Origin of the sequence: Tepidibacter mesophilus (genome assembly GCF_002724055.1) — a bacterium.
Lineage (GTDB): Bacteria > Bacillota > Clostridia > Peptostreptococcales > Peptostreptococcaceae > Tepidibacter_A > Tepidibacter_A mesophilus.
Genome location: NZ_BDQY01000028.1, coordinates 19,714 through 33,185, shown reverse-complemented (window position 1 = coordinate 33,185; position 13,472 = coordinate 19,714). Strand labels below are relative to the sequence as shown.

Sequence of the window (13,472 nt, the reverse complement as noted above, 5' to 3'; positions counted from 1 at the left end):
AATGTGCACTATCTGAAAAGCTAACGCTTACAAAAACTCAAATTAACGACTTTTTAGACTATTTTATATCTACACTACCTAGTTTTATCAAGGATAAACTAGCTTTTTTGTAGTGCGAAAGTTGAGTTATATAGAATTACATAGAGGTATAACATAGGCTTTATGCTTACAAATAGGAGCACTTTTATTTAAATAGATATATTGATGATTTTGTTTAATAAAGAAAATAAAGCAGTGCATGATTATTTAGCAAGTTCATTTGATATAAAAAAACAAAAACTATAGTATAAACATTCTTTTATTTTGAGAATGCCATGGCTCACCTTTAACTAGAAACCAACTCAAAAACAGGATAAGACTAAGAATGCAAAACCAGCATACTTGGTCTTTTGATTTTTATTAAAACAAGAACTAGGGTCCAAAAGACCATGGCTATCCTCTGAAAGTCATGCCATGGGGTCGCCATCGTCTTTTTAACTTCGGGGTCAAAAACAAACACCCCTGTATCTTATAATTCATCATCAATACAAACCTATTCAAAAAACTTAAAAACCAAAATTTTTCGCATAGATTTGTATTAACTGACAAGAGCAGCTAATACGGGAGTCGTTTAAAAAGATTAATAATATGCTAGTTGTATTGTAGATGAATTTTAAACCTCATATACATTTTTGGCCATGGATTAACAAATAATATTTTGTATGATTCTAAATGTTTTTTATGAAATTTATGGAAATGAGAACTTAAACAACCCTAGTGATATCAATGATTGGAAAGAATTACAACACATAATATCAGCCTGAATTACAAATAATAATAATACAAAGAGGTAATACTAATAAGTTAAATAAATGGAGGTTTGACATTATGTTACTTAAAAAGATAAATAAGATGAATACAATACTTAGACAAAAAGGAACTGAGGGGATAGACTTTAAGCAAGTACTTCTTGATTGTAACCTTTTCATAACTCAATCTGACATAAAGGTTATAGACCCTAAAACTATAGATGTTGAATATGTAATAATGGACATTACAACAGATGAAATAATAAAGACTAGAGCCATAGGAAAAGGTCAAAACATAAAACTGGCACAAGATAAAGCATATCAGTATATGCAAAATATGATATTCTCATATACAAAAACGAACTCAAATCCTAAAGGATTTAAAGAAAAAACAACTGGCGAAAATAACAATGAAATAGCAATAGCTAAAGGTAATAACGTAGTTGAGATAAAAGACAGTGTTATCAATAGAAATCAACAAAAGAAACTCTTTGCAATAGCATCATATGAAAAGATACATGAGGTAATAGAAGATATAGGCTATAGCTCAGTAAAAGACATAAGAATATCAGACTTTAAAAGAATAATTGATATACTAGAAAAAGAGAATATAAATCAAAATCATGACCTAATAAATCAAGTACCTAATATAATCATTCCTTTTGGAAAATACAAAGGGAAAAACTTAAAAGACATTATTAAGGATAAACAATATATTGAATATCTATATAAAAATACTAAGAATCAAAATATTAAAGAAGCTAGTGCAGCAGCACTTCAAATATATAAAGCCTAGAGAATATCTCTCTAGGCTATAATTATGTTCATATACAAGCGACAAGTTGCCACCAATCAGATCTAAAATCGCCACAGATAAGTCCATATAAACTAAAAAGCACAGCCTAAAGGCTACACTTTGAGAATACCCCTCGTATTAGTGATTTTCTCTGACGAAGCGGAGATTATGCAAAGAAATTTTGACCCTATCATTTATCCCTAGAGTTAAAAATTTGTTTGAATAATCGTAGTAAAGGAAGAGGAGACTAGGGTGCGAGGGATATTAAAAAACTTTATGTAGAGTAAAATTAAATTTGACCTGCGGTAGCAGGTCGATAAAAGCGAGAGCTATATCAATAATGAAGATTACTATGGAAATATACAGACTTTATATAAGGATGATATTAGGCCAGTGTTAAGCTGAGTAACCGAAGGTTAGGAAAGGCTTTATACTGGCCATGTTTATTACAGCATACTTTAAATCTAGGATATACTAGGCTAATTTGAGCTATGTGAAGATATGAACATAGCTTATATTAGCCTGAGTAGAGAAGAAAGTTTTAATAGCAGAATACAAAATATTTTTTAGCTTTTACGGATCTAATAAAAGGGAATATAATTCATATAGGTAGTTTACAATTTTTAACATGAAAACAATAAAACAAGTTAAGAATTTTAAAGATATATATGTAATATAATTGATTTTATTTATACTAAAATTATTGTGGGGTGAGAAAGATGTTATTATTAATAATTCTTTGTAAATTTATTTTTATTTTTGTATTCATAATATCCTTTAGAGTTTTCTTAAAATATTTAGCAAGTTATTTTAAAAATATTAAATTTATATCAATCAAAGTAGATAATATAAACATAAATAAAAGAGATTTTATACTGGTGCTTAGCTTTTTTAATTCATGTTTAGCGTTTGTAGGATTTGAATTATTTCATACATATGATACAAATATAAATTTAATCAATATATTAATGTTTATGATTTTATGTTTTATAAATTTATATCTGACTTTGAAAAAGTATTAATATATTTTTTAAAAATATATAGTAGATGAGATTAATATATAAACTTATTACAAGATTAAGCTTATGGATAAATCTAAAAATATTATTTGCCATGGCAGGAAACAACGCACACCAAAAGCTATATAAAGTAATAGAGCCAATTAGGTATAACTCAATAAAAGATATAAGACTATCAGACTTTCAAAAAATAATAGAAATATTAGAAAAAGAAAACATACAAAAATATAGGTGCAATGAAAATTTCATATAATGACGAAATTAGGCTAGTTTTAAGGTGAGTAAGGGAAGGTTAGGAAAGGCTTAATACTAGCCTGGATATATAGCAGTATATTTTCATAAAGCACAGACTAGGCTAATTTTAGGGTGAGTAGCCAAAGGCTAGGAGATGCCTAATATTAGCCCGGTTGAAATAGTAAGTTAATTAATGAAATCAATATAAAAAGATATAGGTGCATTAGCGACTAAGAATATTTATTTTAAAACAGTTTCTGTGTTTATATTGAAGTTTATATTCTTGAAGAATTGATACATATTTACAAAATTATACACAAATATAAACAAAAATATAATTTTATGGTAGAATATAAGAAAATATAGCAAGAAAGCTATAAATCTTAGTGATGTTTAAAATTTCAATTTAGTATAAGTTAAAGGATTTAAAAATACCAGTACAACACTTTCTAAAATTAGGTAAAAAACAAATAGCTATAAATGACTATCTTTGTATAGAGATTAAATAGTTTAAACTGATGAGGCAATTAAGTAATGTAGTGAGATTATAGAATTAGTATCTAAAAAGTGTGTTAGTCGTATTGAATTTGCAATTAATAATAAAGATTATGATATTAGAGTATTAATAAGATTATTACAAAGTGTAATGCATAATATGCTGTGGTATAAAATTAATCATAGTAAGTTGTAATATGTACGTAGAGAGAAGAATCATAGGTAATTAATTATAGAAGATATTTAAATTTAAGAAAAATAAATGGATTTGGAGAAAATTAAACTAAAATAAAAAAATGTAAAATGAAATACATAATAGGGAAATGGATAAAGTTATGTATGAAAATTCAATGAAACTATTATATATAGATTAATCAATATGGAAAAGGGGTGAAAAGTATTATGAACAAAGATACATACGTTTATAATAGATTACGGGAATTGCAGCGGGAGTTTGATTATATATTTGAAATCATAAGGGCTGACCATTATCTTAGTAGTGACCTCGAAGGAATTAATCTTGTACTTAAAATGATTTTTACAAGATTGAAGGCTATTAATAGTAGTATGTATAATAAATTATGGAGTAAAATTGAAGAAAATACTAAAAATATTTACTTTGAAAGAGGAAGATCAGGAATATTAAATCATATGATAGATGATATTAATCATTATTATAGAGAATTAGGTTATGGTGAAACATATCCTTATTTTCAACTTAATAGATCACGTTTTAATTTTAAACCTCAAACAGAGCATATAATTTTAGAGATAATTAGATTTTTAGAGTCTGTTCCATTTGAAGTAGAATATGATCATCCAAGAATTATTGCTGAATTTTTTTATAGAGTAGTACAAAAAATTTTTAATTTTAAAAGACGTAGTAATTATTTAGATTATAATACTGATGAAAATGTTTCAAAAATAATTTCAGGTATTACTAACTTAAAATATGATGATAAAATATTAGATCCATTTATAGGCACAGGGGGTCTACTATTTGAAATAGTATCTAATTTGGATTATTCTAATACACATATAATTGGACAAGATATAAATCCAGAGCTACTCGATATTTGTAACATGCTATTTGAATTATTAGAGAAAAAAAACTTAGAATTATATTTAGGTGATTCAATTGATAGGCCAAATTACCAATTTGAAGAATATCATGGAAGTTTTGATAAAATCATTACACATATACCGTACAATTTGAAAGCTCATAAACTATATGGGGCAGATTATTATCCTAACTATTATAATAGAAATTATGGCATTGGATACTTAAAGAACATGAATTTTTTGATTGTTTTAAATATAATCGAGATGCTTAATCATAATGGACAAGCGTATATAGTGGTTCCAAATAATATGTTATATAGTGGAGGTAAAGATAAGGAAATCCGTAAGAATATTGTTAACGATGATTTGATTGAGGCTATCATTGAATTTTCTGACTATAGTATTTATAAGAGTAGTGTAAAGCCTTCAATTATTGTTATAAATAATAAAAAGGAATATTATAAAAAGAATAAAATTTATTTATTGAATGTACAAGATGATAATCTTGAAGAAGTAATAAAAACATATAAAAAATATGTAGAAACAGATATTAGTAGGGTTATCTCAATAGATACTATTGCTAGTAGGGATTATAATTTAAATTTCTCACACTATGATTCAATATATGATGAAGTACAATTGACGTTAGTTCAAAAGATAGGAGTTACATTACATTCTATAGTTCATGTAGTTAAACCTATGATGAGAAAACCAGTTAAATCTGATTTACTAGGTATACCTTATATTAAACAAAGCAATTTAAATAGAGATTCAAAAGATGTATTTATGGATTTTAAAAATATAGATGATTATGAACATATCCAGGATTATGAACAAACAAAAATAATAACTAAGAAAGCCATAATAGTAGCACTACAAGGAAAAGACTTAAAACCTACAATTTTTGATCCACAAAGATCTAATGTTAAAGAGATTGTATTAGCAAGTAATTGCTTAGCATTAATACCAAGAGAGGATATTGAAGACTCCGTTGATATTGAATACTTATATTACCAATTATATAACCCTAGAGTTTTAAGACAGATTGATGGATATAAAAGAGGGACAATCATAAAAAGAATTACATATGGAGATTTGTTAAGTGTAGTTATTACTAAACCTGAGTATGAAAAACAGCTTCAGCTTGTCAAAGATCAAGAAGAACCTTTAAAGGAACTAGAAAAGTATAGAAAACTTTATGAGGAAGTATCAATTAAAGCAGAGGTTGAAAAAATTAAAGCAGAGAATAAAGTGGTAAATATGCTCATACACAACGTAAGCAAACATATTTCCGTAATTGGACACGATATTCAGGTTGTTACTAAAGTATTAGAAGAACACAATTTAATAGATTTTATATATGGTAAAGAAGAAATCGAAAAACATAATTCTTCTCCAGAAGTACGAAATGGTCTGACAAATAAGAGGGAACTAGTTTCAGTTAAAGAAGTCCTTCAGAGAACTCAAGACAGACTAGATTTGATAGAGAGGACTTTTAAGGATACGCAAAAAACAGTTAATTTAGATTTGGAATCAGAGGATTATGAAGAAGTAAATGTAAAAGAACTGATAGAAGGGATAAAACAAGATAGAGATTTAAGTAAGCCAGTGAATTATGACTTTATTATTAAAGGAGACGATCCAGTTTTAAATATAAATAGCCAAAGTTTTATAGCGATGATTCATTTATTAATAGATAATGCTGAAGAACATGCTTTTTCTAAATTTAGTAATAGCGAAATAAATAATTACTTTATAATGTTCAATATAAAAAAGCGAAAGGGTAAAGTTATTATAGAGTATTCTAATAATGGTACAAAGTTTGAGATGGAAAAAGAAGATTTTATATTAGCTGGAAGAAAAAGCAACGATAGTAACGGAAGTGGATTAGGTGGTGCATACTTAAATAGGGTTGTACTGTCACACCGTGGTACTTTTGATATTATTAATTCAGATTCTGGTACAAAATTTATTTTTACTTTTAGAATTAAGGGGTGATATATATGTTTATAGATGTTTTATTAGTTGATGATGATGAGGATTATGCACAGTCATTAAAGGGAAATGCAGCTTTAGAAAATATTAATATTTTCCACGTCAAAACTTTGGTTGAAATGAAGCAATTTCTACCTAAAGTTATTAGTGGTATATCGGTAATAATATTAGATATTAAAGGTATGTTAACGCCTGAAGATAAATTTGATGATGAAGGATTTTTAGCACAAGCCATTACCTACCTGGATAAAGAGTATTATACTAAACCAAGAGTTATCTTAACTGGTGATGTAGATGGGTTTAACTATATGCAAAAATTTAGAAATAATGAAAGGGTATATAGGAAAGGCAATACTTCTGAAAAAGAGATGTTTAATTATATAAAAGAAGTACATGAAAAATTAGATGAAATAGTAATTTCAAAACAATATGAGGATGTTTTTGAAGTGTTTGAACGAGGGTTATTGAACATTTCCAGAAAAGGAGAACTAATTGAAATAATAAAAAATATTGATTCGAATGATAGTGCAATAATGAAAAATTCACTTGGTAGAATTAGGGATATTCAAGAAGATATTATTGCTAAGATAAATCAGGTGAATAAAACACTTTTACCAGATAATAAAGCATTTAATCGAAATAGAGAGATTTCATTTAGAAAATCACATGATCATATTCTTAGTAATGCTATGAATTCTGGATATGAATATCCTAAATTTATAAGTGAAGTTGCAATTACCACGTATTCTATTAGTTGTGATTTTGGCGTTCATACAACTGGTTCTACTAATAATACAAATTTAAAACCATCATCATACACAGTCAAAAATGCATTGTACTCCTTATTTGAGTTTATTAGATGGTTTAAAACTGTTATTTAAGAAATAAATAATGCATTTATTAGTGTTTGTTATAGAACTGTAATCTTTGCAGAAAAAAGAAAAGGTATCTTATGAGTAATCATGAGATACCTTTTCTTTTAGGGGCTTTTTTTATAACGTACATTAAGTAATTAGTACTTTTATTATTATATATGCCATGGCAATACAAAAATAATTTTTTGGCAGCTACAACTTAAGAATATTTTTAATAAAAACTTATGGTATGAAATTTCATAGATCAATTTATCAAGAAATATGATTTTATGAGTAGATTAAAATATAGAATTTAAAAAATATGAAAAAAAGCTTGAAAACAATATATAAAGATTTAGAAAACAAGTTAAATAGAAAAAAACAAAAAAATACTAAAGAAAAAATTATAAGATTAAGAAGTTGATTTTAGAAATTGTTTTATTGGATGTAGTGTTAAGACTTATGAATTAGAACTTAGTTGGAAATGAGTCATAGCATTAAAGAATAGAATCTTTAGTTTTTTAAAAATGATAAATATTAAAAAAATAATAAGGGTGGCAAAAAGGAAATTTTCCATCCATTTGCCACCCATCATGAAAATACAATGTAATTCAGTAAAATGTGGTAAGATATAGAAAAAGATTGAGTATTGGATATACCAATGTATACAGGCTAGTATAGAATGCTTTAAAATACATTTAATTACTATAAAATACTACTTTTTTAGAAACGCCTCACATGGAAACTGTTGTGCTTCTTTGAAAAAAGTATCAGAAAACCTGTTAGATAATAAGGGGTTAGATATTAGATTAAAAATTTTGCGAGGAGGTGCGATTTTGTATTGTAAATCATGTACACAGAAAATTGATGAGGATAGTAAATTTTGTAAGTATTGTGGTGCAAAAGTTACAAATGAAATTAAAGCTGATGTCGATGGCATAAAATTGAAAAATATTTTTCATGGGATATACATTACACTACAATCAAATAGCCAATATACGAAAGAAGAATTTGATGAGGACTTTGATTGTTTTAAGAATTATGAAAATAAAGTTTTCAGCAATAATGATTTTTATAAGATACTTGTAGATGTTGTTTTTTATTCAGGGTTTAAAGCTTCAACAGTGGAAAAATATTTACGTGTGATTCATTCCTACTTTGATGATTATAAAAAAGTTCTAAAATATAATAAAGAACAAGTTGACATAATTAAGAATGATAGCAATATGATTCGAAATAGAAATAAAATAGATGCTTGTATTAAAAATGCAGTAAAACTTGAACAAATTATTAATAAATATGGTTCTGTTCAAAATTATATTAACTCTTTTAATCCAAACTTAAGTGATGAATGCTTACTTCGATTAAAGAATAGATTAGAAAAGGATTTTAGTTTTATAGGAGATACTACATCGTATCATGTCATGACTGATATTGGATTAAATGTACTAAAACCAGATAGGGTAATTTTAAGAATATTTTATCGTTTAGGTTTACTGGATAATGAGACGGATTTGTTTGGTGCAGTAAAAGTAGGAAGATCTTTTAGCCTAATCTTAAATTTACCGATTAGATATATTGATATTATCTTCGTATCCTATGGTCAACTAAATTTGGCAAAGTTAGAGTGTATTTGCTCCGAAAAGAATCCCAAGTGTTACAAATGTGGAGCTAATGTTTACTGCAATTATGCTAATCAAGTAATAAATAGAGGCTTTTAGTATATATAGATTATGAATATATATACAGAATCAAGTTGTATTTCTATTAAGTTGTTTAATTAAGGATCAGAGATTATTACACTAGGAAGATTCAAAGATTATGTTGAATTACAAAATATTTTTAAATAAATTAAATTATCGTAAAATATTAAATTTATTTAAATGCCTCGCATGGAAACTATATTAATTATTGCCATTTATGGAGTTTATACATTTAAATATGATTAGAAAATCTAAATTATAAACCAAAAGCCATGGCAAAAGCCACAGCCTTTGATTTATAAGGGGTTCATTGCTATTGATTTGCCAACATCTTGCCAACGCATTGCCAACATTGGCGAAAATACAGTAAATTTTTATAAAATATTTTTAGGTATTTACAATTAATAAGTTTAAGTTATTTCAATGCTTTAAGCTGTTTTTAAGTTATATTTAGATACAATTAATTTTAATTAAATTTAACAAAAATACATACTATGCATGTCGAGACGGTCTGTCTGCTGACAAGAAAATAGTGTATAGTATCAAGGGTTTCAGCCCATACTCAATCAGATATTCTCGTGTGTTTCTAGTCTGTGGAAACAGAAATAGTACTTTCAGATAACCTATTCAAAGTGCGTTTTGCGAAAATGGTTGGACGATTTAACAAAAGATAAGTTATTGATGGATAGATTGTGTAGTAAGTTGAATGCTATATTAAAATGTTGAAAATGAGGTAATATAAAGTAACAGTGTAGTTTTTTTAATGAAGCAATAAAGTTATTAAGAAGGGGGAGTTGATTATGAAATATTTAGGATCATGCCTTTGTGGTGAAGTTACTTACGAAATAGAAGGAGATTTTGAAAATTTTTATCTTTGCCATTGTGAGCGATGTCGCAAAGATACAGGTTCAGTGCATGCAGCTAATCTATTTTCTTCTACGGCCAAGCTAAGGTGGCTGTCTGGTCAAGAAAAATCTAAAACCTTTAATTTTCGTTCAGAAGGGCACATAAAAAGTTTTTGTATTACTTGTGGATCGGCTTTGCCAAATATACAAATGGATGGGAAATTACTGGTCGTTCCTGCAGGAAGTATTGACAGTGATATAAACATAAAGCCGCAAGGACATATCTATTATGCAAACAAAGCAAATTGGGATACTGAGCTTGAGAAAGTACCAAAGTTTGAAGAACTACCAAATAAATGAAAATAAGAATCGTTATTCCTCATAAGCGTTTTGCATTTTGATAACAATTGATAAGAAATCATCAATAGAACCTGACACTTTAGTTTCAATGGGGGATAGGAAATAAGTATTTACGCCTGCAGACGTTGAATTTGTTAAATTGTATAAGGGTGATGTGATACCGCATGTCGAGTGTGTGGCTAGGATAGTTAGAAATTAATGAATTAAAAATCATGTGCCTATTGGCAAAACAAATGGGATTAAAATAACGGTAATGTGTTAACGTTTTTATAAAACTAAGGATTACATCTTATTGAATATCCTAAAAGTTCTAAACTCCCTAGCGGTCAAACAACGAACTTTCTTAACGGATATTAAAACGCTGTAATACAAGTTTTATAGAAAAACGTTTAAATCATTACCTAACATTTTAATACCATTTATTTTTTGGCTTTGGTTAGCATGAGAAAAATCAAAATTAAGAAAATAGATTATAGAACTTAATTTTATAAAAAAGTCTTCTTTTGAAGATTTTAAATGTAGACTTTTTTGAAATTTGTAACAGAAATTATTCTTATCAAAGATTTAAATAGGAATATAATTTCATACTCATCATAAAAAATTGGATATCTGAGATTAATAATAGAGGGTAAAATAACTATAGATATGATAAAATTATATTTAAACTAACAAAACTAATAAGGTGGACTTTATGTTTGAAGAAATAGATAAAAAGAAACAACTATTAGATAGTAAAAGACCTTTTTCAAAAACTACAATAGATAATTTAAAGAAATATTATGATGTAGAATTGACATATAACTCTAATGCTATAGAAGGAAATACATTAACAATAACAGAAACAAAAGTTGTACTTGAAGATGGAATCACAATAGGAAAAGGAAAAACACTAAAGGAGCATTTAGAAGTTATAAATCATAAAGAAGCAATAGATTATATAGAAGATATAGTAAGAAAAGATATAGACATTAGTGAAACAGTTATTAAAAACCTTCATTATATTATTTTAAAAAGTATAAACAATGAAAATGCAGGGATATATAGAAATGTAAATGTTTTAATAAGTGCTTGGATAGGCTATACTTAATTAGACAATTATATTATAACTATTTTTAAGAAGATGAATTATTTGATTATGTAAATTGGTATAATAAGTATAGAATACACAGGTCATTAGATTATCTTAGCCCTGTAGAATATAGGTTGTTGATGTGCGACAAAAAAGTGTCTTAAAAAATGTTGACAATCCAAAATATTTATAACCTAGGTTAGCAAATTTATAAAAGAAGGTGTTTTAACTTGAGCAAAGTATATTTTATTAAAAACTCACAATCAGATTATAATAAGCTTGGAAAAGATGCTTTGGAACTTTTGAAAAAAGTAGTATCAGAAGCTGAGCATAGATTTGAAAAAGAAGTACCTATAAAGGTTCATTTTGGTGAAAAAGGGAATAAAACCTTTATGCCTTCAAATTGCTATGATGAGACAATAAATTATCTGAAAGAAAAGGGAGTATCTCCATCTTATATCGAAACCAATGTACTGTATAGGGGTTCAAGGACTACTACAGAACTGCATATTGAAACAGCAAAGGCTCATGGCTTCACACAGATTCCGATTATAATAGCTGACGGAGACATTGGAACTGAGTATGACGAAATAGAAATAAATAAAGACTACATCAACAAATGCAAAATAGGTAAGGGATATGGGAAATTCAAACAGTTTATTGTTATGAGTCATTTTAAAGGACACATAGCAGCTGGATTTGGTGGTGCTCTAAAACAGCTTGCTATGGGTTTTGCTGCTAGAGGTGGAAAGCTAGAACAGCACTCTGGTATATCTCCTATAGTAGATGCTGAAAAATGTATATCCTGTGGTATTTGTGTGAATAAATGCAACTTTAGTGCTATCCAAACTCCAGATACTGCAGTAATTGATGAGAGTAAATGTATTGGCTGTGCGGGATGTATCGCTGTTTGTCCTAAAGGTGCAATTGAAAACACCTGGGGAGGATCCCATTTTCTTGAGAAACTTTCTGAGTACGCCTATGGAGCATCAAAAGGTAAGGATATTATATATATTACCTTTGTTCATAATATTACCGAAGAGTGCGACTGCGTTGGGGCAACTATGAAACCAATTGCAGGTAATATCGGTATTCTAGCAGGAAAAGACCCTGTTGCCTTGGATACTGCATGTTTAGACTTAGTTCAAAAAGACAGCGGGGAAAAACTTTTTGAGAAAGGCAGGCCATCTCTTATACATGCAGAAAAAATAGGATTGGGAACAATGGAATATCAAATTGTTAAGATCAATATTGAAGATGAGGAGTGATATTGCACAGTATCTAATATGTGATGAGACTGGTAGCTAAAATATTTTGTGTATATAATAAGATGTTAAAATTACAAAAAATTCAGGAAAGTTCAAATGATAAAGCGTAGTAAAAACTTAAATATTATGGTTATATATAGAAAAAACAACTGATAGCAGGAACATGAGTATATGCTCGACTTAAAGTTTTACATTCAAGAGTCCCTAAATTCAAAGGATGCCTTAGTGGGGTTGCTTTAATATTTATGGTCTTAGTATTAATAAACTTCCAAAACAAATGTTGAAACTGTAGCTAAGATAGTAAATAAATAACTGACGTTGAGCCGTTTTTATATTAAAAATTTAATGATTTGCCACCCATTTGCCACCGTCGATTTTCGCTCGGTGGCAAATTACTTTACTTTAGAGTTTAAAGATTACTCAAACCTAATTGAACTATCTTCATTCATTTTGCTTGTAGCATGTAAATAAGCGTTCATAGTTGTTGACAACTTATTATGATCTAATCTGGTTTGAATATCTTTTATATTTGCGCCTGCTTCTAAAAGTATAGTAGCATAAGTATGTCTTAAAGAATGGAAATTAAAATTAATACCAAGCTTATAGTTTATAACTCTACTCAAATACTTTAAGCTATTAGTAGATATTTAATTCTTCATTTTTAATTTTTCCTTTTTCAATATCTATGTAATCCCAAGTAAAACCATATACTTCTGAAGCTCTCATGCCAGTATTAAAAGCAATTTGTAAAGGAACATAGAAGTTACGTTTAAAAGGAAGTCTATCCATAAAGTATAGCAACAGTATATAAATATTTAAACTATGGAGAAGAACACAAAAGAACTTCACAATATCATAAAAATAGATATTTAACACATGAAAATAGAGAAAAAAATTTTTTGTGTTTGTATGAAGAGGGGTTTCGAATTATTGCTAGAATTTACATTATTGAACAATAAAATTCAAATAATACAAAAGAAAAAG

Annotated in this window: 10 protein-coding genes and 1 pseudogene; 9 read left to right on the top strand and 2 right to left on the bottom strand. The window is 27.6% G+C overall.

From position 1 onward, the window contains the following. The first annotated feature begins 867 nt into the window (after window positions 1-867). The 9 genes and pseudogenes from Tmeso_RS14150 (at window position 868) to Tmeso_RS14105 (ending at window position 12,488) form a co-directional block, all read left to right on the top strand. Window positions 868-1,584, top strand: coding sequence for a hypothetical protein (locus tag Tmeso_RS14150; RefSeq protein WP_099192336.1), 717 nt, complete (start codon window positions 868-870; stop codon window positions 1,582-1,584). A gap of 1,047 nt (window positions 1,585-2,631) precedes the next feature. Beyond that, entirely contained in the window at window positions 2,632-2,856 is a 225-nt protein-coding gene (locus tag Tmeso_RS14140) for a hypothetical protein (RefSeq protein ID WP_099192334.1), read from the top strand. Window positions 2,857-3,863: 1,007 nt separating this feature from the next. Further along, window positions 3,864-6,392: an N-6 DNA methylase gene (locus Tmeso_RS14135; RefSeq protein WP_187296382.1), complete on the top strand. Its 2,529-nt coding sequence runs from the start codon at window positions 3,864-3,866 to the stop codon at window positions 6,390-6,392. Between the two features lie 5 nt (window positions 6,393-6,397). After that, window positions 6,398-7,270, top strand: a complete 873-nt coding sequence (locus Tmeso_RS14130; protein ID WP_099192331.1) for a hypothetical protein — start codon at window positions 6,398-6,400, stop codon at window positions 7,268-7,270. Between the two features lie 731 nt (window positions 7,271-8,001). Further along, entirely contained in the window at window positions 8,002-8,964 is a 963-nt protein-coding gene (locus Tmeso_RS14125; protein ID WP_242967940.1) for a DNA-3-methyladenine glycosylase I, read from the top strand. Window positions 8,965-9,746: 782 nt separating this feature from the next. After that, entirely contained in the window at window positions 9,747-10,151 is a 405-nt protein-coding gene (locus tag Tmeso_RS14120) for a GFA family protein (protein ID WP_099192327.1), read from the top strand. Between the two features lie 691 nt (window positions 10,152-10,842). After that, entirely contained in the window at window positions 10,843-11,238 is a 396-nt protein-coding gene (locus Tmeso_RS14115) for a Fic family protein (RefSeq protein WP_242967939.1), read from the top strand. 29 nt (window positions 11,239-11,267) lie between these two features. Next, window positions 11,268-11,384, top strand: a pseudogene (locus Tmeso_RS14110) (IS3 family transposase); the annotation flags it as partial. Window positions 11,385-11,450: 66 nt separating this feature from the next. Then, window positions 11,451-12,488 (top strand): DUF362 domain-containing protein, encoded by a 1,038-nt coding sequence (locus tag Tmeso_RS14105; RefSeq protein ID WP_099192325.1) that lies wholly within the window; start codon window positions 11,451-11,453, stop codon window positions 12,486-12,488. A gap of 416 nt (window positions 12,489-12,904) precedes the next feature. Here the strand turns inward: Tmeso_RS14105 and Tmeso_RS17100 are convergent, their stop codons facing one another. Further along, complete coding sequence (locus Tmeso_RS17100; protein ID WP_408646068.1) at window positions 12,905-13,135, bottom strand: tyrosine-type recombinase/integrase; 231 nt, start codon at window positions 13,133-13,135, stop codon at window positions 12,905-12,907. Continuing rightward, entirely contained in the window at window positions 13,125-13,277 is a 153-nt protein-coding gene (locus tag Tmeso_RS17095) for a site-specific integrase (RefSeq protein WP_330400366.1), read from the bottom strand. The genes Tmeso_RS17100 and Tmeso_RS17095 overlap by 11 nt, the downstream gene beginning before the upstream one ends. Window positions 13,278-13,472 lie beyond the last annotated feature (195 nt).

What these genes read in the sequence shown, in the direction of transcription:
- Tmeso_RS14135 (WP_187296382.1), top strand. Translation starts at nt 3,864, where the DNA reads ATGATTTTTACAAGATTGAAGGCTATTAATAGTAGTATGTATAATAAA.
- Tmeso_RS17095 (WP_330400366.1), bottom strand. Translation starts at nt 13,277, where the DNA reads ATGGATAGACTTCCTTTTAAACGTAACTTCTATGTTCCTTTACAAATT.
- Tmeso_RS14120 (WP_099192327.1), top strand. Translation starts at nt 9,747, where the DNA reads ATGAAATATTTAGGATCATGCCTTTGTGGTGAAGTTACTTACGAAATA.
- Tmeso_RS14115 (WP_242967939.1), top strand. Translation starts at nt 10,843, where the DNA reads ATGTTTGAAGAAATAGATAAAAAGAAACAACTATTAGATAGTAAAAGA.
- Tmeso_RS14150 (WP_099192336.1), top strand. Translation starts at nt 868, where the DNA reads ATGTTACTTAAAAAGATAAATAAGATGAATACAATACTTAGACAAAAA.
- Tmeso_RS14130 (WP_099192331.1), top strand. Translation starts at nt 6,398, where the DNA reads ATGTTTATAGATGTTTTATTAGTTGATGATGATGAGGATTATGCACAG.
- Tmeso_RS14140 (WP_099192334.1), top strand. Translation starts at nt 2,632, where the DNA reads ATGAGATTAATATATAAACTTATTACAAGATTAAGCTTATGGATAAAT.